General features: G+C 71.9%; 19 protein-coding genes and 2 pseudogenes. 12 read left to right on the top strand and 9 right to left on the bottom strand.

Features of this window, described 5'->3' with window-relative positions; translation table 11 throughout:
- Nucleotides 1-19 precede the first annotated feature (19 nt).
- From GKC29_RS15300 to GKC29_RS15350, 11 genes and pseudogenes are all read left to right on the top strand, one after another.
- Nucleotides 20-1,177 carry a sensor histidine kinase gene (locus tag GKC29_RS15300; RefSeq protein WP_155331472.1) on the top strand — a complete coding sequence of 386 codons (1,158 nt, stop codon included), beginning with the start codon at nucleotides 20-22 and terminating at the stop codon, nucleotides 1,175-1,177.
- A complete protein-coding gene (locus GKC29_RS15305; protein ID WP_155331473.1) occupies nucleotides 1,174-1,776 on the top strand; it encodes a response regulator transcription factor in 603 nt (200 codons plus the stop codon). The genes GKC29_RS15300 and GKC29_RS15305 overlap by 4 nt, the downstream gene beginning before the upstream one ends.
- A gap of 180 nt (nucleotides 1,777-1,956) precedes the next feature.
- Nucleotides 1,957-2,517, top strand: coding sequence for a hypothetical protein (locus GKC29_RS15310; RefSeq protein ID WP_230688624.1), 561 nt, complete (start codon nucleotides 1,957-1,959; stop codon nucleotides 2,515-2,517).
- A 171-nt stretch (nucleotides 2,518-2,688) separates the two neighbouring features.
- A complete protein-coding gene (bla, locus tag GKC29_RS15315) occupies nucleotides 2,689-3,597 on the top strand; it encodes a class A beta-lactamase (protein WP_370463253.1) in 909 nt (302 codons plus the stop codon).
- Nucleotides 3,598-3,643: 46 nt separating this feature from the next.
- Nucleotides 3,644-3,793 (top strand): hypothetical protein, encoded by a 150-nt coding sequence (locus GKC29_RS15320; protein WP_155331475.1) that lies wholly within the window; start codon nucleotides 3,644-3,646, stop codon nucleotides 3,791-3,793.
- A gap of 363 nt (nucleotides 3,794-4,156) precedes the next feature.
- Nucleotides 4,157-4,465, top strand: coding sequence for a GNAT family N-acetyltransferase (locus tag GKC29_RS15325; protein ID WP_155331476.1), 309 nt, complete (start codon nucleotides 4,157-4,159; stop codon nucleotides 4,463-4,465).
- A gap of 31 nt (nucleotides 4,466-4,496) precedes the next feature.
- The gene (locus GKC29_RS15330; RefSeq protein WP_155331477.1) at nucleotides 4,497-4,742 is read left to right on the top strand and encodes a (4Fe-4S)-binding protein; all 246 of its coding nucleotides are present in this window, start codon (nucleotides 4,497-4,499) and stop codon (nucleotides 4,740-4,742) included.
- A 41-nt stretch (nucleotides 4,743-4,783) separates the two neighbouring features.
- Nucleotides 4,784-5,065 (top strand): annotated as a pseudogene (locus tag GKC29_RS15335) (alpha/beta hydrolase fold domain-containing protein); the annotation flags it as partial.
- Nucleotides 5,066-5,077: 12 nt separating this feature from the next.
- Complete coding sequence (locus GKC29_RS15340; RefSeq protein ID WP_155331478.1) at nucleotides 5,078-5,791, top strand: alpha/beta fold hydrolase; 714 nt, start codon at nucleotides 5,078-5,080, stop codon at nucleotides 5,789-5,791.
- A gap of 4 nt (nucleotides 5,792-5,795) precedes the next feature.
- Nucleotides 5,796-6,698: a DUF5996 family protein gene (locus GKC29_RS15345; RefSeq protein ID WP_155331479.1), complete on the top strand. Its 903-nt coding sequence runs from the start codon at nucleotides 5,796-5,798 to the stop codon at nucleotides 6,696-6,698.
- 346 nt (nucleotides 6,699-7,044) lie between these two features.
- Entirely contained in the window at nucleotides 7,045-7,956 is a 912-nt protein-coding gene (locus GKC29_RS15350; RefSeq protein ID WP_155331480.1) for a replication-relaxation family protein, read from the top strand.
- Between the two features lie 654 nt (nucleotides 7,957-8,610).
- On the opposite strand, the gene GKC29_RS15360 is transcribed toward GKC29_RS15350, so the two are convergent.
- The 7 genes and pseudogenes from GKC29_RS15360 to GKC29_RS30290 form a co-directional block, all read right to left on the bottom strand.
- Complete coding sequence (locus GKC29_RS15360) at nucleotides 8,611-9,867, bottom strand: TIGR02679 family protein (protein WP_155331482.1); 1,257 nt, start codon at nucleotides 9,865-9,867, stop codon at nucleotides 8,611-8,613.
- A complete protein-coding gene (locus tag GKC29_RS15365; protein ID WP_230688626.1) occupies nucleotides 9,864-13,991 on the bottom strand; it encodes a TIGR02680 family protein in 4,128 nt (1,375 codons plus the stop codon). Before GKC29_RS15365 ends, GKC29_RS15360 begins: the two co-directional genes overlap by 4 nt.
- Complete coding sequence (locus tag GKC29_RS15370; protein ID WP_155331483.1) at nucleotides 13,988-15,247, bottom strand: TIGR02678 family protein; 1,260 nt, start codon at nucleotides 15,245-15,247, stop codon at nucleotides 13,988-13,990. Before GKC29_RS15370 ends, GKC29_RS15365 begins: the two co-directional genes overlap by 4 nt.
- Nucleotides 15,244-16,926, bottom strand: coding sequence for a TIGR02677 family protein (locus GKC29_RS15375; protein ID WP_155331484.1), 1,683 nt, complete (start codon nucleotides 16,924-16,926; stop codon nucleotides 15,244-15,246). Before GKC29_RS15375 ends, GKC29_RS15370 begins: the two co-directional genes overlap by 4 nt.
- Before the next feature lie 285 nt (nucleotides 16,927-17,211).
- On the bottom strand, nucleotides 17,212-18,123 hold the full coding sequence (locus GKC29_RS15380) for a serine aminopeptidase domain-containing protein (protein WP_155331485.1): 912 nt from the start codon (nucleotides 18,121-18,123) through the stop codon (nucleotides 17,212-17,214).
- Between the two features lie 161 nt (nucleotides 18,124-18,284).
- A pseudogene (locus GKC29_RS30570) lies at nucleotides 18,285-18,413 on the bottom strand (AMP-binding protein); the annotation flags it as partial.
- A 293-nt stretch (nucleotides 18,414-18,706) separates the two neighbouring features.
- A complete protein-coding gene (locus GKC29_RS30290) occupies nucleotides 18,707-18,835 on the bottom strand; it encodes a hypothetical protein (protein WP_255456013.1) in 129 nt (42 codons plus the stop codon).
- Nucleotides 18,836-18,854: 19 nt separating this feature from the next.
- Here GKC29_RS30290 and GKC29_RS15390 point away from each other — a divergent pair, with 19 nt between their 5' ends.
- Entirely contained in the window at nucleotides 18,855-19,232 is a 378-nt protein-coding gene (locus tag GKC29_RS15390) for an STAS domain-containing protein (RefSeq protein ID WP_196255616.1), read from the top strand.
- 183 nt (nucleotides 19,233-19,415) lie between these two features.
- Here GKC29_RS15390 and GKC29_RS15395 read toward each other — a convergent pair whose 3' ends face one another.
- Entirely contained in the window at nucleotides 19,416-20,447 is a 1,032-nt protein-coding gene (locus GKC29_RS15395; RefSeq protein WP_230688627.1) for a S1C family serine protease, read from the bottom strand.
- A gap of 331 nt (nucleotides 20,448-20,778) precedes the next feature.
- Nucleotides 20,779-21,201 (bottom strand): PRC-barrel domain-containing protein, encoded by a 423-nt coding sequence (locus tag GKC29_RS15400; RefSeq protein ID WP_155331487.1) that lies wholly within the window; start codon nucleotides 21,199-21,201, stop codon nucleotides 20,779-20,781.
- Nucleotides 21,202-21,229: the final 28 nt, after the last annotated feature.

Below are 21,229 nucleotides of genomic sequence, written 5' to 3' on the forward strand. Positions count from 1 at the left end.
GCTGCCGGATACTGGTGCGGTGACCGCACGATCGCCGCGCTTCACCGAGTCGACGCAGGGAAGGCTGCGCCGGCTCAACCTGGCGACGTCCCTGCCGCCGGTCGTGATCGCCGCCGTGGTCCTGCTCTACACCGACGCGCGGACCTGGTGGCACCTCGTCGTCCTGGCGCCCGGAGCCGTGGCGGCCGTGGTGGCCTTCGAACGGTGGACGGCCAACGACCTGGCACGGGTGGCGCTGCCGTGCGTGATCGTCGGGGCAGCGGTGTGGCCACTGGGGGTCCTGGTGACCGGCAGCCCCAACGCCTACTGGGGGTTCTGCGCCGTGGGATCCCTCGCCCTGCGCGAGGTCCGGCGACACCGCAGGCTGGCGGTGGCCGGGCTGTTCTGCTATGTCGCCGCCGTCGGCGCGGCGCGGCTGCTGGTGCAGCGGGACGACATCGGTCACGTCCTGGTCACCTACGTCCTCATCCCGACCGCCCTCACCGTCGTCGTGACGGTCTTCACGATGGTGGGCGAGCGGTTCTACGACCTCATCCGGGAGCTCGAACAGACCCGGGAACGCGAGGCGGAGCTGGCCGTGGTCCGGGAGCGCGTCCGGTTCGCCAGCGACCTGCACGACATCCAGGGCCACACCTTGCACGTGGTCAAGCTGAAGATCGCTCTGGCCCAGCGACTGCTGCTCCGCGACACCGCACGGGCGGAGAAGGAACTGCGGGAGACGTACGCGCTGGTCAGCGACACCATCGCACAGACCAAGGAACTCGCCTACGCCCAACGGCGGCTCAACCTCACCGCCGAGATCGAGAACGCGAAGAACCTGTTCGAGGCCGCCGGCATCCGGGTCCGGGTGACCCGGGAGGCCGACGTGGACGTCCGCGTCAGCGAACTGCTCGGCCAGGTGCTGCGCGAGACGACCACCAACATCCTGCGCCACGCGCAGGCCACCCAGGTGCAGATCACGCTCTCCGAGTCGGGCATCACCATCGTCAACGACGGCGCGACCGCCGACACACCGCCGCAGCTCAGGGGACTGTCCGCGCTGCGGCAGCGGGTGGCAGGCGACGGAGGTGAGCTGATCGTGGAGCAGCACGAGGGGCGGTTCCGGACCGCCGCGACGTTCCCGCCCGCCCGTGGCGCCGCGGCCCCGCCGGCCCCGGGGGAGGAGGACGGTCGATGACGACCATCGTGCTCGCCGACGACGAGGTGCTGCTCCGTACGGCCCTCGCCGCACTGCTGCCCCTGGAAGGCGACATCACCGTCCTCGCCGAGGCGCAGGACGGCGAGACCGCCATCGAGGCCACCCTGCGGCACCGGCCCGACGTCCTGGTCATCGACCTGGAGATGCCCGGCGTGGACGGCCTCGGCGCGGTCGCGGAGATCCGCCGCACGCGCCCGGAGCAGGTGGTCCTCATGCTGACCCGGCACGCCCGGCCCGGCGTGCTGCGCAAGGCCCTGAGACTCGGCGTCCAGGGCTTCGTCAGCAAGTCCGCCGAGCCGGCCCACATCACCTCAGTCATCGCCACCCTGCACGCAGGTAGACGCTGGATCGACCCGGACGTGTCCGCACTCGCGGTCACCGAGGACTGCCCCCTGACCGACCGCGAGGTCGACGTGCTGAGGGTCACCGGTGAGGGCTACTCGGTCGTCGACATCGCCGCTCGGCTGCACCTCGCGCCGGGAACCGTCCGGAACTACCTCTCCAACGCCATGCGCAAGACCCAGACCCGGACCCGCCACGAAGCGGCGCGCTACGCCCGCGAACACGACTGGCTGTAACCGGCGGGCCGGCCGGTCCTCGCCGGGCGCAACCCACCCCAGACCGATCGACGGATCGAGAGCACGACCTCCACCTGGATCACCACCCCCGATCAGCACGGACCTCCTGCGCGGCGCACTCGACGTGCAGCAAACGGCGCGCGGTGTGCTGCCGCACCGGCCGTTACCGACCAGGCCAGCGTGACCGGTGGCGACACGGTGACCATCGACATGACCAGCGGGACCACGGAGCGCCGATCCGGCCCACCCGGGACCGTCCGCTTCACCGGACTGTCCGACCGCGTGAAGGACGTCGAGATCTGGCTGCCGCACCACGAGAGGACCGAACTCGTCGCCCTGCGCACCGACGCCCCCGTCGCACCGGTACCCGACCGGGGGGCGCCGGGTCTGGCTGCACCACGGCAGTTCCATCAGCCAGGGCCCCAACGCCACCAGCCCCACCGCCTCGGCACCGGACAGGTGCGCTTCCGGGCCACCGGCGACCCGGCGGAGCGGGCGAGCGAAAAGCTGACCCTCGGCGTCACCCGGGACGAGCTGGCCCGCATCAGCACGCAGCGGGCGGCCGGCGACCCGAACCTGCACCACCTCGACGGCCTCGACCTCTACGGCCGATCCGACTTCGCCGACCTGCCGCTGCCCGACCAGCTCCACCCGGACACCGCCACCCACCGGCGCATCGCCGAACGCTTCGCGAAGCGGGCGTTCACCGCCGACGGTCCCCTCGCGGATCCCAGCTCGTGACCGCCGGCCTGATCTCGAGCAGGACCGGTCCGATCCGCGCCGCGCCGGCAATGCCAGATCAGCATGAACACCGCCAGTTCCGTCTTCGACCGCATGCCAGATCCCTGCCAGGGTCAAGTCCTGTCCGACCGGCGCCGCCCGCGCCGGACCCACGGCAGCGAGCAAGGAGCGATGATGACCTTTGCGACACACCGTCTGGTGGCCTCGGTGGCGGCGGTGTCCCTGGCCGCGTGCGGCCCCGCTGATGCCGCCGGGCCGCCGCCGCCCGACCCCGTGGCGACGGCCACCGTCTCCGCCCAGACCGACCCGGACCGCGAGTTTCGACGGCTGGAGGAGAGGTTCGACGCGCGGTTGGGGGTCTACGCGATCGACACCGGCACCGGCCGGACGGTGGGGTACCGGGCCGACGAGCGGTTCGCGTACGCCTCGACCTTCAAGGCGTTGGCCGCCGCGGAGGTCCTCGACGAGACCACCGACGCCGAGCTGGACCGGGTGGTGCGGTACTCGGCGGACGACCTGGTGACCTATTCGCCGATCACGGAGCGGCACGTCGCCGACGGCATGACGCTGCGCGCGATCGCCGACGCGGCCGTGCGGTACAGCGACAACACCGCCGGTAACCTGCTGCTGCGCCGGCTCGGTGGACCGCAGAAGTTCGAGAAGGAACTGCGCGAGGTCGGCGACAAGGTCACCGATCCGGCGCGCTACGAGACCGCGCTCAACGAGGCCAGGCCGGGTGACCGGCGGGACACCAGCACCGCGCGGGCCATGGCCCAGGACCTGCGGGCGTACGCCGTCGGCGACGCCCTCGAACCCGCGGACCGCGACATCCTCAACGGCTGGCTGCGGGGCAACACCACCGGCGGCGAGCTGATCCGCGCCGGTGTGCCCGACGGCTGGGTCGTCGGGGACAAGACCGGTGCCGGCGGTTACGGCACCCGCAACGACATCGCGGTGATCTGGCCCCCGGATCGTGCGCCGATCGTCCTCGCGGTGCTGTCCAGCCGCGACCAGAAGGACGCCGGCTACGACAACGCCCTGATCGCCCGGGCGGCCGAGGTCGTGATCGCCACGTTGTGACGGTGAGCGGCCCGCCGGGGCCGTGGCACCGCCAACTGGCTGCACCATGTGGATCGAGGTTGACCAGAATGCGATGCGTGACCGCACGATTCTGACCAACACCGTGTCGCTGATCATCTGTGGCCTGGTGGCCGGCATCCTGACCGACCGGACTGGCCGCTCTACGGAGTACTGGTCGGCGGCGACCAGGTCGTAGAGCACTCCATGAGTACTGGCCATCCGCTCGATTCGGCGGCTCCGTGGCCAGGGTGGTCAGGCCTTCTTGAAGCGCGCGCAGCTCATCCGGCAGTGGCGCCGTGTCATCACCGCATGTGACGCGGTGTCACTGGTCGTGGCCGGTTGCTGACGCACACTGGGTGGTGGCCGCAGGATTGCCGCGCTCGCCGAGACGACGCGGAGACGGCTGCGCCCGCTCAACCTGGCGACGCCCAGCGACGCGTTGTCCACCAAGTCCTGATAACGGGTCGGCCCAGAAGGCCGGTGACCTTAAGTGACGTATCAGCTAGACAGACCGAACCGGTGTGAATTCAGACCCACGCCAAAGACACCTGGAGGACACATGGCAGTCAGAGTGAGTGATGCTCCCGAGGCCAAGCGGTACGAGGCCCGAATCGAGGGAGAGTCCAAGGTCGCGGGCGTCGCGCAGTACATCCGTACCACGGAACTCGTCGCGTTCGTCCACACCGAGGTTCCGCCCGAGTACGAGGGCAGGGGAGTCGGGGCAGCACTGGCCCGCACCGCCCTCGACGAGGCGCGCGCCGCGAACCTGCTGGTCCTGGCCACCTGCCCATTTATCGCGGGGTGGATCGCCAGGCACCCCGAGTATCAGGACCTGGTGTACCAGTCCTACAGCAGAGTCAGCGATTGAACAGCCGGACATGGCAGCGACGGAGGCCCGCATGAGCAGCAGAACCGAGAAGAAAGCGTATGAGGGCCAGAAGATCACCGTCACGTTCGAGGCGAGGCGTTGCTTACACGCCGCCGAGTGCGTGCGCGGCTTGCCGGAAGTCTTCGACACGGGCCAGCGCCCGTGGATTCGGCCCGACGGTGCCGAGGCCGAGCGCTTGGCCGAAGTGGTGCGGCGCTGCCCGTCGGGGGCGTTGCAGTACGAACTGGTGGACGGCGGGGCCGAAACCCCGGACTGATCCACGCAGATCATTGAAGGAACACCACCGACGCCGCGCAGCGTGCCGAGATCACCGCCTCGCCGCTGCGCGCCACCGCCGAGCAACTGGCCGGGTTGCCGCCGGCCCTGGTCATCGTCGCCGAGGCCGACGTGCTGCGTGACGAAAGCGAGGCGTATGCCGACAAATTGCGTCAAGCCGGCGTGCCCGTTACCGCGGTGCGCTACCAGGGCGTCATTCACGACTTCGTGATGCTCAACGTGCTCCGTGAAACCCGGGCGGCCGAGGCTGCGATCCGCCAGGCCGCCGAGTTCCTGTCCACCGTCCTGCTGTTGACCCGATGAAAAGGCACTGGAATGAAACCCACCATCGTCCTCGTCCACGGCGCGTTCGCCGAGTCCGCCAGCTGGAACAGCGTGATCCAGCGGCTGCACGCCGACGGCTACCCGGTCGTCGCCGCGCCCAACCCGTTGCGCAGCCTGTCCGGCGATGCCGCCGTCATCTCCAGCGTCGTGGCCACGATCGGCGGGCCGGTCGTACTCGTCGGCCACTCCTACGGTGGGGCGGTCATCTCCAACGCCGCTGTCGGCCACGACCACGTCAAGGCGCTCGTGTTCGTTGCCGCCTTCGCGCCTGAAGCCGGTGAGAGCATCGGCGAGCTGTCCGGCAAGTTCCCCGGTGGCACCCTTGGCGAGACCCTCCAGGAAGTCCCCCTGCCGGACGGAACGGTTGATCTGTACATCCAGCAGGATAAGTTCCACCACCAGTTCACCGCCGATGTTCCGCCCGAGCGAGCCGCCGTCGACGCGGCCGCCCAGCGCCCGCTCAACACCACGGCGCTTAACGAGGGCTCCGGCGAACCGGCGTGGAAGACCGTGCCGTCCTGGTTCGTGTACCCGGAGCTGGACTACAACATCCCGCTCGAGGCACACCGCTTCATGGCCGAGCGCGCCGGTGCTCGCGCGAGCGTGGAACTTCCCGGTGCGTCGCATGCGATCCCCGCCTCGGAGCCCACCGCGGTGGCCGAGATCATTCTCAAGGCGGCCACGTCGACCGGCTGGGCGGGTTAAGGCGATGCAGAACGCGATCACCGCGTCATGGCCCCGGCTGCGCGTGGCGGACTGGGCCGACACCCGCGACACGCTGCACATGTGGACCCAGATCATCGGCAAGATTCGCATGGCCTACGCGCCAGCGGTCAACCACTGGTGGCACGTCACGCTCTATCCGACCGCGCGTGGCCTGACCACGTCGCCGGTGCCGTACCGCGAGGGGGCCTTCGACATCGAGTTCGACTTCCTCGATCACCGGCTTCGCCTGCGCACCAGCGACGGCGGCTCGAGCGACATCGCCCTCGAACCAAAGCCAGTCGCGACGTTCTACGGCGAAACCCTCGAAACGCTGGCCGCGCTCGGACTCGAGCCGCAGATCCATGCGATTCCCAACGAGGTCGAGATCGCGATCCCCTTCGCTGACGACCACAAGAACAAGTCGTACGACGGAGAGGCCGCGCATCTTTTCTGGCAGCAACTATCGCAGGCCGAACGCGTCCTCGGCCGCTTCCGCTCAGAGTTCGTGGGCAAGGCAAGCCCGGTGCACTTCTTCTGGGGAGCGATGGATCTGGCCTACACGCGATTCTCCGGCCGCGTCGCCCCGGCCCACCCGGGCGGCGTGCCCAACTGCCCGCCGGCGGTGATGCAGGAGGGCTATTCGCACGAGCTGGCGAGCTTCGGCTTCTGGCCGGGCGGCGGCGAGGAAGGCGCCTTCTATGCGTACGCCTATCCGGAGCCGCCGGGCTATCCAGAGCGCACGGCCGCCTTCTACGACCAAGACCTGCGGGAGTGCGTGCTGCCCTACGAGACGGTCGCCAGCGCGCCCGATCCCGACGCCGTGCTGACCGAGTTCCTCCGCTCGACCTACGCGGCCGCCGCCGACCTGGCCAGATGGGAACGCTCCGCCCTGGAGGCGAAGGGCTAGCGTCCTGAGTCGACAGTTCCATCAGCGTGGTGGTGGAGTGCCGGATCCGACGATCCCGCTGGCCGGTGCCGATCGATCGCCGTCGCAGGGCGCAGACCGTAAGACGGCGCAGGCGTCAGCGCCGTGAGAGGCACGGATCGTGCTGGCCTGCGGAGGCAGGCTCGAACACCCCAGTTGCTGCCCGACTGGCGATCGACCGGGGCTCGGTGTGGATCTGCCGGTCACGGTTCCCACGGCACGGCCTCAGCACGCCGCCCCGTGACCGTCCACCGTCATCAGCGGCGACAGTTCAAGACTCCTCCCCACGGGAGGGGTCCCTTCCCGCTACTCCCTGAAGAAACACCTCATGAACAGCGATTCCTCCATTCCCGTGTTCCGTCCGTCGTCGCCCCAAACTCCGTCCAACAAGTCACAGCGACTGTCGCACCTGCGGCGGCTGACCCTGCTCGACCGTGAGCTCCTCCCGTGGCTCGCTGAGCACTACGTGCTGTCCACCGCCCAGATCACCCGGGCGCTGTTCCCGTCGGAGCGCTCGGCCCGGCTGCGCCTGGACACCCTGCACCGCATCGACGCCGTGCACCGGTTCGTTGACGTCACCACCGGCGACAGCCAGCACCTCTACACCCTCGGCCCGCTCGGGATGCTCGTACATCCCACCACATACACCGATCCCGACCGGCCGGACGCTCGACCGCCACGCAGCAGCATCGAGCGTACCGAACGCATCATCGGCAGCCCCCGGCTGCGGCACCTGCTCGGCGTCAACCAACTCTTCGTCGACCTGATCGCCTACACGCGCACCGACTCACGTGCCCACCTGCGACGCTGGTGGTCCGAGCAGCACGCCACCGCCGCCTACCATCTCGCCGGGATCCGCCCCGACGGCCACGGCATTTGGACCGCCGGCGGCCGGACCGTGGGGTTCTTCCTCGAACACGACAACGGCACCGAACCGCCTGCCAGCGTGCTGCGCAAGCTGCGCGCCTACGAGCGCCTCGCCGAGTACGGCCCCCGATACCCCGTCCTGCTGCGCGTGCCCCACCGCCGCCGCGAGGCCAGCCTGCTCGACGCCCTCGCCGACGTGCCCACCGCCATGCCCGTGGCCACCGGCCTGCACGACGAGCACCCTGCCGGCCCCGCCTGGACCCTCACCACCGACCCCGGCCTGCGCCGATGGCTGCACGATCTGCCGTCGGACCACGGCCCCCACACCACCGCCACCAACCCCGACCGCTACATCGACCCCGACGATCACTGATCCATTTCCAGCACGGTGATGAACTGCCGGGCTGTTTGCGCGCTGCCCTGACAGTGATCACCACGGCGAGGGTTTCGCGGCCCTGCTCGCAGGCCAGGTGCGTCATTGTGGGTGACCCCGCCGCCGAGCGGCCCAGCCCGTGATCGTCGGAATTCGGTGGCCACGCCACCGGTGGTTCCTTGTGCAGGTGACCGTCCCGGCGGCTGGCCGCGGCGTGCTGGTGGGCCCGCACAATGGACGAGTCGACCGAGAGCAGCCGGTCGATGTCCCCAGCCGCGTCCGCATCGGCCCGGACCCGGCGAGCATCCGCTCGACAGCTCGGAACTTCCACACGGTCCCGTTGAGCACCCGCCGGTCATCGATCCGCGGCCGACCACCAGTCACCGCCGACGGCAGATACCGCGACAGCGCCTCCCACTCGATGTCAGACATCTCGCAGCGACGACCCACGCGCTACACCCTCGACACCAAGATCCTTGAGTCGCTAACTAGACCGGCGGCCAGTTCCGCAGGGCCTCGCCGCCGCGGGCGAGCTGAGTTGACATCTGCCGAGATCTGTGCGTGCGGGGTCTGGTTGAGCTGTCGCAGAGGTGCGACGAGTTCTGGAAACCGCAAACGGGCAAGCAGATCGCTCACCGCCAAGACAGAACCGGTTCAGGCGCTGGCGAATTCGGACAGGTCGCCGAGGAGGTCGTCGAGGACGAGTTCCTCCTCCACCCGTACCCCGCGGCCCTGCAACGCGGCGGCGAGTTCGGGATCCCAGGCCGCATCCACGGTGCTGCCTCGCAGCGGCCGGGTCGAACCATGCACCGCGAGCGCGGCGAGGTAGTCCTCGGCCTGGTAACGCCACGGTCGCCAGGGCAGCCGGGCGTGCAGCAGGTTGGCGATCCGCAGGCCGCCCCAGTCGAAGTCGCCGTGGTAGCGCAGCCGGGCGCCGTCCGCCGTCAACGCGGTGAGCAGGCGCAGCGCGGCCGTGGTGGGTTGCCCGCCGACGCAGACCAGCGGCGGGCAGGCCGGGCCGAGTTCGTCGGCTGCGGCGGCGAGCACGGTCGGGTTCTCGCAGGCATAGATTTCTTCCGCCGCGAATCTCGGCTCGTCGCGGGTGAGCTGTCGCAGGGTGAGTACCACCGGTTCGCCGAGCGCCGTGGCTGGCCCGGCGAGGGTGTGCAGCCGGCAGCCGGGCCGGGTGGGCAGGTTGACCGCGAGCACCGTGGAGGAAAGTTCGTCGACGGTGACCCCGACCGCGTACCAGAGCATCCGGCGCTGCATGGCGGCCGACTCCGGCAGCGGCTCGCTGCCCCACCAGGTTGCCCGGATGGCCGAGCGGACCAGGGTGGCCAGCGGTCGGTCCGGGTCGAGGGCGTGCGCGTCGTCCGTCGTCCGCGCCGCCAGCCGGCTCAGCGGCTCCCCGGCGGCCGGCAACGCGCCGAGCACGGCGACCAGCGCATTGGCGAGGCGGGCCGCCGCCTCCGGCGAGCCGGACAGCCGGCGCAGCAGCGTGGTGGTACGTGGATCGGTGCACCACCCGGCCAGCTCGGTACGGGCCTCGCCGAGCGCGACGAGTGGCGCTGACGCGGCGCGCCAGGCCGCTGCCTCGGCGGCCCGAACGTCGGCGAGTACGGCGATGGTCCCGGTCAGCGCCTCGACCGCGGCGGCCAATCCGGCTGGGTGCATGCCGCTGCGCCGGACCACCTGGTCGAGCTCGTCCAGGTTGACCGTCAGGGTGCCGCCCCGGCCGGGCGGGCGGCCCAGCAGCCCTTCGATGGCCCGGCGTTCGTCCGGGCTCGGTTGGTTGAGCGAGAGTGAGCCGGTCAGCGGCTGCCCCCGGGTGAGCCGGCGGCGTAGGCGTTGCAGCAGCCGCCCGGTCTCCGGGCCGCCGAGTTGCCGCCGCAGGCGCTCCAGGTCCGTCATTCGGGTTCCCAGAGCCCCGGTGCCGCAACCTGCTGGTGATCCTGCGGCTCGGGTTCGCGCTGGTGCGGGGGACGCGGTGCGGGCTCCGGACGGGTCATCAACCGCCGTTCCCGGCCGTCCCACCGCCACGGCGTGACCAGAACGGCGTCGATGCCGTCGTGGCGGGCCAGCTGGGCGATGCCCAGGCCCGGCACCTGCGGGTAGCAGCCCCACTCCCGTTCGCTGGTCATCACCACGTCCAGGTCGAAGGTGGCGAGCAGGCCGAGGCACTTGGCCCGGGAGTCGTCGTCGACCCCCGCGAACGCCTCGTCGAGCGCGATCAGCCGAGGCGCGTGCGGGTTACCCGCCGACCCGTAGTAGGAGGAGGCGGCTGCGAACAGCGGCACGCTCGCTGCGAGCACCCGCTCGCCGCCGGAGGCCGGACCGGTCGCCGGCCGCCACTGCCCGTCCTGGTGTCGCTGGATCGCAAACTCGTGCCAGACCCGGTAGTCCAGCGCCCGGGTGAGCTGCTCGGTCCAGGTCGCCGCGTCGTCGCGCAGGCGTTCCCGGTTGATCTGCTCCTGCAGGAACGCACCGACGGCGCGCCGGTCCTCGTCGTTCCACACGTCGGTGCTCTGCCGTAGCTGCCGGGCCCGCAGTTCGGCCAGCCCGGCCGGGGCGTCCCGAGTCGGGCGCCACAACAGCCGCAGGCGCATCCCGGTGGAGGTGGGGCGGCGCTCCAACTCGGTGTTCATCCCACCGACCTGCCGCTCGGCGCCGACGATCAGCTCCTGGAGCGCCCCGGCCACCTCGTTGACCAGGTGAGTCTCCAACACCTCACGCTCGTGCGCCGAGAGCAGCCGGTGCCGTTCGTCGATCTCGTCGACCAGGGCGGCGGAGAGGTCGGCGACGCTGCGGGTGCTGCCCTGGAAGGTCACCTCGACGACCATGGTCTCCTCGTGGACCGTGGGCAGCACCTGGTGCCCGTGCCGGGAGAGGCTGTCGGTCAGCGTCTTGAGTTCGACGCTGACCTGCTGCTGCAGCCGGTCCCAGCGGCGGTCGTCGTCATCGGCGTCGGCGAGCTCCCGTTCGATGCCGCGGGCCAGGGTCACCGCTGGGGTCGCCGCCCACGGCTGCGCCAGCTCCGGCACCTCCAGCCCGGGGCAGACCAGCGCGATCAAACCCGTACCGGCGAACGCACGCAACCCGTTGACGGCGGCATCGCGGCCGGCGATCGCCTCGTCCAGCTCCGCGTGGAGGCGCTCGCGCAGCCCGTCGGCCCTACCCCGGGCGTCGCGGGCCGCGGCTTCCTGCCGGCCTGCCTCCCCGCGCTCCCGTTCGCACTCGTCGAGCTGCGTGGTCGCCTCGGCGAGACGCCGTTCCAGCTCGGCGACGGAGGCGCCGGCTGCGGCGTCGAGGGTCTCGTACTCCACCCGGGCGGCGGTCGCCGCGTCGCGGGCCCGGGCCGCGTCGGCGGCCGCCGGCTCCAGCCGCTCCAACAGCTCCGCGTGGCGGCTGGCCGTCTCGTCCCGGTAGCCGGTCGCGGTCCGTACGGCGGTCACCGCCGGCCACCAGGCCGCGAGCGCCAGCTGGTACGCGTGCAACCCGTCGCGAACCACAGCCAGCTCGTCGACGTCGTACGGCAGGTCCACGTCGGCGGCGAATTCGGCCGCCTCGGCCAGCGCGGAGGCTGCCTCGGTGTGACGCTGGCGCAGCCGCCCGTCAGCCTCCGCTCGGCGGGCGGCCGTGCCGCGGCGGGCCTCGTGGGCGCCGCGGACCAGGGCGTGTGCCTCTCGCAGGCGCTGATCGGGGGGAAGGCTGTCCGCCTCCGCGGTGATCCGGTCGCGCCGCTCGCGCAACTCGCCGCGCGCTTCGGCGATCGTGGTCAGGGTCGCCGAGAGCCGGGCGATCTCATCCCGCAGTTGCCCGATCCGGGCCCGGCGGTACGCCTCCCGGGCGCCGTCGCCGATGTGCTCCGCCGCGGGCTTGGCCCACCGCCCGGCGAGGACGCCGTTGCGGAAGGCGCCGCTCGGGTCGACCCAGGTCGTCGCCGTCGAGTCGACGCCGAGGCCGATCGCGGCGAGGACCGCCGTGACCGCCTCGTCGCTCAACGCGGCGCAGCCTGGATCGGCGCGGTCGATCGCCGGGTGGAGCACGGTGCCCAGATTCGCGGCTGCCGGCGGGCCGGGGCGCAGCACGGCGTCCCCGGTGACCGGGTCGCGCAGTGCGCCGTCCGGGTCGAGCCAGGCATCGAGCACACCGGCCGCCTCCAGCGCGGCCTCGATGCCGGCCCGCGCCCGCTGCGTCACCTCCGGCTCGAAGTCGACGACCCGCCACAGTGGAGCGCCGGGCCGGTCCCGGCGTACCTCGTCGGCCCGGGTATAGGGGGACGGCGGTGGGCGGTGCCCGCCCTCCTCGAGCTCACGAAGTTCGGCCTCGGCCTGTGCCAGCGCGGCCCCGGCCCCGCCCTCCTCGGCGTCGAGAGCGGCGTCGGCGCGGGCCAGGGTTTCGGTCGCGGCTCGGGCGGCGCGGGCCGTTTCCCGGGCCGCCGGGTTCTCCCCGGCCAGGCTGGCAACCCAGAGTTCGAGCTCGGCGAGCACCGCCTCGGGGTCGCCGACCGGAAGTTCGACCAGTCCGGCGAGGTGCTCCCGGGTCTGGTCGACCAGCCGATGCCCGGTTTCCGTCGCGGCCGTCTCGGCGTCGGCGATGCGTAGGTCGGCGGCGGCGACCTCGGCGTCGAGCCGGTCCACCTCCTCGCGGGCCCGCTCGGCCCGATCCCGCGCGGCCTCGGCGGTGCTGCGCAACCTGTCGAGGGTACGCAGCGCCGATCTCCGCGACTCGACCAGCTCCTCGGCGGCCCGGGTCGCCTCGCCGACCCCGTACGGCAGGGCCGCCACCACCCGGGCCGTGTGCCGGTCGCCGATCCGGGCCGTCCCGGCCTGCTGGGCCGCCCGGTCGCGGGTCGCCTCCTCGGACGCCTGGGCGTCCCGCAGCCGCCGGACGGCGTCCTGCGCGTCTCGGGCGGCGCGGGTCGCCTCCGCCTGCAACTCGCCGAGCCGCTGCTGCTGCTGGCCCGCAATCAGCTCCCGGTCTGCGGCAACTTCAGCCAGCCGGCGCAGGTGGTCAGCGGTCCGCGCCTCCGGGCTCTCCCGCAGCGCCTGGAGGCGGGTACCCAACTCCTGTGTCCGGGTCGCCAACTCGTCGAGGCGAGTCAGCGCCCCGGTGAGCTCGGCGTCGGCCTGCTCCCAGCCGCGCTGGGCGTCGGCGAGTTCCCGGCCGAGGTGTTCGTACCGGCTGTGCTGCTGGCGCAGGACGGTGGCGCGGCGGCGGGTCGCCACTCGGGCGTACTCCCGGTAGCGGGTCAGGAAGTCGTCTGCGGCGCGCTTGGTCTCGGCGAGCTCGCGCAGCGTCTCCCGTTCGCCTTCGAGCCCCCGGAACGCCTCGGCGACCTGAGTGATCAGGTTTTCGTCCAGCGGTGGCAGCGCGTCGCTCAGCGCCCGGGACAGGCTCTTCTCGTCCGGCCGTTTCGACAGCTGCGGCTGGCGGAGCCGGATCAGCAGCGAGACCAGTGCCTCGTAGCGGTTGCCGAGCCCGAACAGCGCCTCGTCGACGGCCCGCCGGTAGTCGACCGCCCGGTCGTAGACCATGCCGGCGGTCCCGATCGCGTCGCGCAGCCGGTCCCGGGCAAGGGCGGTGCCGGTCGGGCTGACCAGTGCCAGGTCGACGCCGATCCGTTGGCTGGTGACGAAGAACCAGTGCCGGGCGATGCCCCGACCGGCGACCGCCTTGAGGCCGCAGCCGATGGTGACGAAGTGGTCGCCGTCGCGGTCGCGGCGGCCGAACTCCAGCCAGGTGTAGCCGAGCCGTTCCGGGTGCGGATGCTTGCCGCCGAGCAGCAGGTTCCACTCCATCCGCTTGTTCGGGTCGCCGTCGGGTTCGACCCGGTACGGCGTCAGCTCCCCGTCGAGCAGAAACGGCAGGGTCAGAGCCAGCACCTTCGACTTGCCGGTGCCGTTGTTGCCGCGCAGCAGCAGGCTTCCGCCGTGGAAGTGGAACTCCTCCTGGTCGTAGTAGAAGATGTCGACCAGTCCGGCGCGCAGCGGCTGCCACCGCTGCCGGTCGGGCTGCGGCAGTGCGTCGGTCACCGGGCTGACTCCCTCGTTCGTTCGGGCGAATGTGGCCCCGGCCCCTCGGCCGGCGCGGCAGCGGCGGGCTCTCGGATGGTTGGCTCGGCCAGGGCGTACCGGGCGATCGCCGGGCGGGGTAGCACGAGCGGGTCGTCGCCCGACTCGACGGTGACCAGCTTGAGCGCGCGCAGCGCGTCGAGAGCCGTGGCGACCAGGTCCACCTCCGCGCCGGGATCGGTGGCGTGCTTGCGCCAGTACGACCGATGCTCGCGGGCCAACTCCCGGGTGTGTCGGTGCAGGTCGCTGACGCGTACTCCGTGGTCGCTGGCGGCGATCCGCTCAGCCAGCAGCAGGGTCAGGTGGCTCTGCATTCCCTCGGCCGGCATCCGCACGTCGGTGAGCTCGTCGTCGGGGTCGACCATCGCGATCCCCTCCCGTCGCACCTCGGCGACCAGCCCGGTGAACGAGGTGATCCGGGTCAGCAGTGCGTGCCGCTGGCTGGTCAGGTACGCCAGTTCCGGTTCGGTGAGTTCGTCGTAGTAGACCACTGGCTGCTCCAGCAGCAGCCGGGTCAGTCGGTGCCGCAGCGCCCGGTTGCGGGCGTCGTCGACGTCCGGTACGACCTCCAGCGTCAGCGCTGCCAGCCGATCTTTCAGGGTCGCCCCGCCGAGCATCGACGGCCCCCGGGTCGTGGCGAGCAGACCGGCGATGACGGGTCGGTCCACGTCGTAGAGGACGTCGCCGCCGGCGCCGAGGTAGGCCTCCTCGTCTCCGGCGACCCGGCGCAGCACGCCCCAGTGCAGCAGCAGGCGGACCACGGCGACCATGTCGGCCCGCCGCTCCCGGCGGTCCAGCGCGAACGTGAAACCGGTCGCGACCAGGGTCGGTTCGGCGGCCGCTGCCACCACCTCCTCGGCGAGCCGGCCCAGGGTGATCTGCCCGTCGGCGCGGTCCAGCGCGGCCAGGGCAAGGCAGGTGAGGACGTACCGCTGCCGGGAGAAGGGGGTACGCGAGCGCGGGTCCCGGGCCGGGTGGCTGCCGTCGAGGGGGTCGGCGGTCAGCTTCATCAGCCGTATCGTCTGGGCGTCGGCGAGCAGCCGCCAGCCGGTCTCCCGGTCGAACCATTCGCGCAGCTCCGCCGCGTACGCCCGGACCAGGCGGAACTCGTCGTCGGCGGTCTGCCCGGCGACCAGCAGCGGGCGGGCGAGCAGCAGCCGGGCCGCCCGGCGCTTGCGGGCCTCGGGGACATCCTCGGCGGCGCCGCGTGCCCTCACCGGTCCGCCCCGACCAGATCGACGATCTCGATGAGGTGCTCCGGTCCGGCGAGCACCCCGTCCTCGGTCACGATCCGGACTGTCGCGCCGCCGGCCACCCGACGCAGCCGTACCGCCATCGTCCCGTCGGAGGTGGTGGTCTCTGCCCCCGAGCCGTCGGGTCGGCTGGCCGCCAGGGCGTCGCCGAGCAACTGGAGGAAGAGCCGAAACTCGGCGGAGTCGAGTCGGGCCAGCTCGGAGAGGGTGACCGGGCCCGCAGTGGCCAGTGCGGCGCGGGCCCGCGCGGTCTGTTCCGCCTCGTGTCGCATCCGCTCGGCGAGCAGGCGCCGTTGCTCGGTGCGGTCGAGCACACGATTCGGCGAGCCGCGCCGCTCGTACGAGCCGGTGCGGCGCAGCCGGGGGCTGATCTGCAGCCGCGGGGCCTGAGCCCACGGGGTGGCCGCCGGGACCGGCTGCTGCTCGGTGGCGGCGAGCGTCTCGGCGGTCACGGTGAGATGCCGGGCGGGGGAGAGGCCGAACGCCGTGTGCCAGAGCCGGTGTGCCGCTTCGTCGTCGGGGACTTGGGCGAACCAGAGGGCGAGCCGGCGGAAGTCGGCGGTACGGTCGGAGCGTCCGGACCGCCGCTCGTTGATCGCCGCCACAATGCCGAGCAGCTGCCGGATCGCCCCAATCGCAGCCGTCCGCAACAGCCGCGCCTGCGACGGGCGGCTGCCGTCAGCGCTGACGAACCAGTCCCGCAGTCCAACCCAGCGCTGCCGCCATGCGTCGAGCGCCTCCCCGACGGCGGCCTCATGGCTGTGGGGGCCGCCCGCGTCCGTACCGACATCGTCCGTCACACCGGCGGCGGTCTCCGCCCGGGCGCCGGCTGCCGGATCGGCCTGCGCCGCGGTGCCGGTCGCCTCCGACTTCGGGTCGGTGCCGGTATCCTCGGGTACCTCGGTGGGGGCCGCGTCGGCGGCCTCGCGTTGGGCCACCACCAGCAGCAGCGGGTCAACGCCGGCCGCCTCGATCTGCCGGGCCAGCAGCGCGATCTCCGCGCCCCGGTTGGCCAGATCCGCGATGAACCGTTCCAGGTAGGCGATCAACTGTTCCTTGTACGCCAGGAACGCCGCGACGTTGGCGTCGGCGAAGTCGATGGCCCGGCGCAACGATGCCATGAAGGCCTGCGCGTTGTCAGCCAGGCCGGTGAACCGGTCGACGAGGCTCATCATCAGCAGGTGGGTCTTGGCCGAGTCCGGGAGTTCGCCGGCTGCGGCCGCCTCGGCGACGACCAGCAGTGCCCGAAGCTGCTCCGCGATGTCGGACAGCGCGACCGACTGCAACGCCCCGCGCCGTCCGAGCGCCGCCTCGTAGGCGGCGACCGCCTCCTCGACCGCATGCCCCTCCGGGCTGAGCTGGTAGAGATAGCGGGCCCGGTGGAAGTCCTCGACCGTGGTGACCCGGCCAGTGTCCGGGTCGGCGCGCAGGTTGCCCCAGTCGGCGAGCTGGTCCAGGGCGGCACGGACGGTCTCCAGCGACGGGCCGGCGCCGATCTCGGCGACGACATCCTCAGGGCGCAGATGCACGGTGAACCGCTGCTTGGCCCGGACGAAGACGTCGAGAACCTGTCGGTACAGGGTCGCGTGCTGTGCCTGAAGGTGGGCGAACGGCGCAGCGGTCGACCCGGTCCCGAGAGGCATGGACCTCATCATCGCATCCCGTCCGGTCGCCCGGCCGCCGCCGGAGCCCCGCGTTGTCCGGCGCCGACGGTTCGTTGACGGAGTGCGACCTGGCGGAGTCCGGCGCCGCTCAGGTGTTCGATAGCGGCGCCGCGATTCCGCTCGGCCCGTACGCCACCCGGACGTTCCGCCTCCGGTAGCGCCCGTTCGTCATGCGGTGGGGGTGCGCCGAGTCGAGCTTGGGACTTGACCGCTTCGGCTCGGCGCACCCGGCCCTTCCGGGGGTCGGCGGCCCGGCTGGGTCGGTCAGCGGACGCCCTCGAATGCGACCGCCGGATCGGTCTGCGCGGGCGTGCCCCAGACCGCCGCGTCGTACGCCGCGTCGCCGGCCAGGTGGCGGAGGAACCACTGGGTGAGCAGTCGCCGGGTGAGCTGCAACTGGGTGGCTCGGCTGATGCTTCCGCTGTCGCAGAAGAGGGAGGAGCTGTCCAGGAAGCCGCAGTGGTAGCCGCCCCGGATAGTGCGTAGCTGCTTCGCGGGTGGCTTGCTGTCGTAAATTGGCCGCTGGTGGCCGGAGATCCCGGCGATGCTGTCCCGTTCCCCGGCGACCAGCTGCACCGGGAGGGTGAGCGTCGCGGCGGCTGCCTTGGCGGACGGGTTCGTCTCGGCGGCGGCCAGGTTGGCCACCGTCACGACGCGCGGGTTGCGGGCCGCGGCGAGCAGGCTGGCGCCGCCGCCCATGGAGTGACCGGACAGGCCGAGCCGGTCGGTGTCGACGCGCCCGGCGAACCGTGACCCGGCGGTTGTGTCCTGCGCGACCGTCCAGGCGAGCGCGGCGTTCAGGTCGTCGGCGAAGGCGCTGTGGTTCGGGGACAAGCCGCCGTGCGAGCCGGGCGCGACGACGATGAAGCCCCACGTGGCGAGGTGGCCGAGGGTCGAGTGGTAGCGCGAGATCCCCTGCAGGAAGCCGTGCCCGAAGGCGATGGCCGGGAACCGGCCCGCCGCGACGGGCTGGCCGTTGCCGGGGGTGGTGGCGGGATAGTAGACCCGGGCGGAAAAGGATCGGCCGGCCGCGCTGACGGTGGTGTCGACGTAGCCGGCGGCGTACGCACCCGCGCTGCCCGGATCGGGGACAACGCTGCCCGCGCTGGCTCCGAGCGGGGCGGGCAGCGCCAGGGCGAGAACCGTCGCGCCGGCGACGGTGAGCCGTCTCCACATGGCTTCCTCCTATCGATGCATCGACGTGAATAGAGGAGAGCATCGAGTGGCAACGGCGCGCGCAGTCCGAATGAGCAATACCGACGGTGTTATGACCGCGTTGCCCGCGTGAGCCACCAGGCCGGCGGCGGCACCCGCGTGATTCGGGGTCCCACACCGTCCGCCGGCACGAGCATCGCCTCGGCCCCCGAGTCGCGCAGGATGTGCTCACGCTCTCTGGGTCCGGCATCGGGCGGCACCGGTACGACCGCCGCCCCGGCCAGCAGCGCGCCGACGACACCGACCACCGTGCGGTTCGCGCCGAGGGCCCCGCGGTGGCGCCGGCGCCTGTGGCGCACAGTGCCGGACGTTCGACCGTAGTCGGGCGTGCGGGAGCAGTTCACCCCTACCGGCGACGCCACCTCCGTCGTCGGGCACACAACAGCCTGATGGGTCTGCTGGTGGGTGCGGGGCATGGCTGCCTCCAGGCCGGCGGTTGAGGGGACGGAGCGTAGCCGGTATTGAGCGGCGATTATCGGAATTGGAGCGGCGTCTGTTGACCGGGCTGTCGGGAATCTAGCTGCTGTGAAGGCCGCCGGCCCGATCAGTCGCTCAGAATCTCGCTCTTAGATCCCTGATATTTCGTTTGCTCGGCACTTGTTGAGCAACTGTCATCGATCCGCGCGGCGACCGCTACGGCAATCGCCCAGCGTGATTTATCGAGCAGCGACATGACGAAAGGAGGGTGTCCCGTGACGACGCCAGCACCAGGCGGTTGCCGGCTGTCGCTCGTCGAGGTGCGGATCACCGAGTGTGACCTGGCATGCGTGCCGCAGGTGGAGGCGCTGTGCGGCCAACTCCTGGCACTGCGGCCGGCACGTCTCGTCATCGACTTGTCCGAGTGTCGACACATCGACGCTGCCGCCGTCGGACACCTGATCGACCTGAACCGGCGGCTGCGTCAGCACGGTGGGCGGCTCATCGTGTCAGATCCGGCCCCGCGCGTCCACCGCGTGCTACGGCTACTGCGCGTCGACCAGGACCTGTCAATCGTCTTGGAACGCTCGTGGCCAGGCGCCTCGTCCGGTCCTCGGGCGGCGGTGGAACTCGGCGGCGGTCCGGTCACTTGACCCGTTGCGTTGTCAACCCTCACAGCAGCGACCGCCACACCCGAGCGGTGATCAACCTGTCCGGCCGGCTCGATCCGCCAAGCCGGCGCGCAGCAGGCGTCCGGCGGTGCGGGAGCCGCGGACGGCGAGAGTGCCCGGCCCCGGTTTGGCCGCGGCTTCCGGTGGCGGTCGGGCACGGCGGCCTCAGCGGGTGGCGGCGGTCGGTGTGACGGTGGTCTGCCGGGTGTCGCCGTCGCGCAGGTAGGTCACGGACACGCGCTGGCCGGGCTCGACCGACCGTAGCGCGCCGAGGAACTCCTCCAGCGTGTCGGTGCGCTCACCGGTCACCTGCGTGACGATGTCCCCCGGGCGCAGGCCGGCCACGGCCGACGGACCGTTCCCGTCGACGTCCCGAACCAGGACCCCCCGGTCGGTGCCGGCATTCAGCGACCTGGCGATCTGCGGGGTCAGCCGGGCCACCGCCACCCCGAGGTACGGCTGGGTGACCCGGCCGTCGTCGAGCAGGTCGTCGGCGATGTCCAGGGCGGTGGCGGCGGGGATCGCGAACCCGATGGACACCGCGCCGGTCTGCGGCGGGAGGTACGCGTCGTTGATGCCGATCACCCGCCCGGAGTAGTCGGCGAGCGCGCCGCCCGAGTTGCCGGGCGAGATGGCCGCATCGGTCTGGATCAGGTCGACAAGGGCGTTGCCCTGGCTCGCCGAACCGGGGATCTCCCGGCCGACGCCGGAAACGATGCCCGCGGTGACACTGTTGAGGAAGCCCAGCGGGCTGCCGAGGGCGACCACCGGCTCGCCGGGCGGGGGCAGCTCGGTGCGGAACGGGGCGGGCGGCAGGTCGGCGCGCTCGGCGCGGAGCACGGCGAGGTCGGTGACGGCGTCGGCGGCGACCACCCGGGCCGGTACGCGCGTGCCGTCGGCGAGGGCGACCTCCACGCTCTCCCGATCACCCACGACGTGCTCGTTGGTGAGGATCAGCCCGCCGTCCCGGAACACCACCCCGGAGCCGAGGCCCTGCCCGACCCGAACGGTGACGACGGAGGGCTGCAACCGTGCGACGATCCGCGGCAGGTCGACGCTGGCCGGTGCCGGCGCGGCCGTCGCCCCGGCGGTCGGTGCCGCCGTCGCCGTGTCACCGTCGTCGGCGGTGCAGCCGGCGGTGGAGACCAGCATCGCTCCGCTGCCCAGCAGTGCCACCCAGCGCGATCGGCGCGTCACGGCTCCATCCTCCTCCGCGGTCGTTCGGCGGCGCAGGCCTGCGCCCTGGCTGGCCCGCTACCCGAACCCCCCGCCGGCAAACCTCGGACCGCCGCCCATCGCCGGACCGTCACAGGGGTGGGCGGGAATCGTCATCCGTTCGTCACGGCCGAGCTGAGCGCCGAGGCGCACACCCCTGGCCTGGCGCACACCCGAGTGCACGACGTCAGCAATCGGCTCCGCCGGCTGGAAGCCTGAACCTGGCCTCGCCGGCCGCGCGCCTGACCCTCCCGCCGGCGAGGGCCGGGGCGGTGGTGTGCCGGTTCGGTCCGGCACACCACCGTGCCCGCCGCTAGAAGCGGTAGAAGGGGTAGGTCGGGTAGACGTAGCCGGCTCCCCAGTACGGCGGGTATCCGTAGTAGTCGTAGAGGGATTGGTAGTAGTCGGATTCGTCGACGAGGTCGGGGTCGTACCGGGGTGCGTCGGACACCCGGTCCCGGGGTTCGCTCACGCACACCACGTCGTCGGAGATGCTGGTGACGGCGTCGACCGGAAGGTACGACGGGGTGGCGCCCAGGCCGAGGATGCCGCCGTGCTCCACCCGCAGCATCCGTACCTTGTGCCGTTCGCTGTCGACGAGCAGGTCGTCGACCTTGCCCAGGTCGTTTCCGTTCCGGTCGCGGACCTTGCGGCCCCGGATGTCCTCGGCGGGGTCGACGAGGACCTGGTCGCTGTCGCCGAGCTTGGTCAGCGACAGGGAACTCTGGCGGGTCATCGGGGTCTCCCTTCTGTCGTTGTCGGTC

Source organism: Micromonospora sp. WMMC415 (genome assembly GCF_009707425.1).
Taxonomy (GTDB): domain Bacteria; phylum Actinomycetota; class Actinomycetes; order Mycobacteriales; family Micromonosporaceae; genus Micromonospora.

Coding starts and splice junctions, on each gene's coding strand:
- GKC29_RS15305 (WP_155331473.1), top strand. CDS start 1,174: ATGACGACCATCGTGCTCGCCGACGACGAGGTGCTGCTCCGTACGGCC.
- bla (WP_370463253.1), top strand. CDS start 2,689: ATGATGACCTTTGCGACACACCGTCTGGTGGCCTCGGTGGCGGCGGTG.
- GKC29_RS15320 (WP_155331475.1), top strand. CDS start 3,644: ATGTGGATCGAGGTTGACCAGAATGCGATGCGTGACCGCACGATTCTG.
- GKC29_RS15325 (WP_155331476.1), top strand. CDS start 4,157: ATGGCAGTCAGAGTGAGTGATGCTCCCGAGGCCAAGCGGTACGAGGCC.
- GKC29_RS15330 (WP_155331477.1), top strand. CDS start 4,497: ATGAGCAGCAGAACCGAGAAGAAAGCGTATGAGGGCCAGAAGATCACC.
- GKC29_RS15340 (WP_155331478.1), top strand. CDS start 5,078: ATGAAACCCACCATCGTCCTCGTCCACGGCGCGTTCGCCGAGTCCGCC.
- GKC29_RS15345 (WP_155331479.1), top strand. CDS start 5,796: ATGCAGAACGCGATCACCGCGTCATGGCCCCGGCTGCGCGTGGCGGAC.
- GKC29_RS15350 (WP_155331480.1), top strand. CDS start 7,045: ATGAACAGCGATTCCTCCATTCCCGTGTTCCGTCCGTCGTCGCCCCAA.
- GKC29_RS15360 (WP_155331482.1), bottom strand. CDS start 9,867: ATGACGGACCTGGAGCGCCTGCGGCGGCAACTCGGCGGCCCGGAGACC.
- GKC29_RS15375 (WP_155331484.1), bottom strand. CDS start 16,926: ATGCCTCTCGGGACCGGGTCGACCGCTGCGCCGTTCGCCCACCTTCAG.
- GKC29_RS15380 (WP_155331485.1), bottom strand. CDS start 18,123: ATGTGGAGACGGCTCACCGTCGCCGGCGCGACGGTTCTCGCCCTGGCG.
- GKC29_RS30290 (WP_255456013.1), bottom strand. CDS start 18,835: ATGTCGCTGCTCGATAAATCACGCTGGGCGATTGCCGTAGCGGTCGCC.
- GKC29_RS15400 (WP_155331487.1), bottom strand. CDS start 21,201: ATGACCCGCCAGAGTTCCCTGTCGCTGACCAAGCTCGGCGACAGCGAC.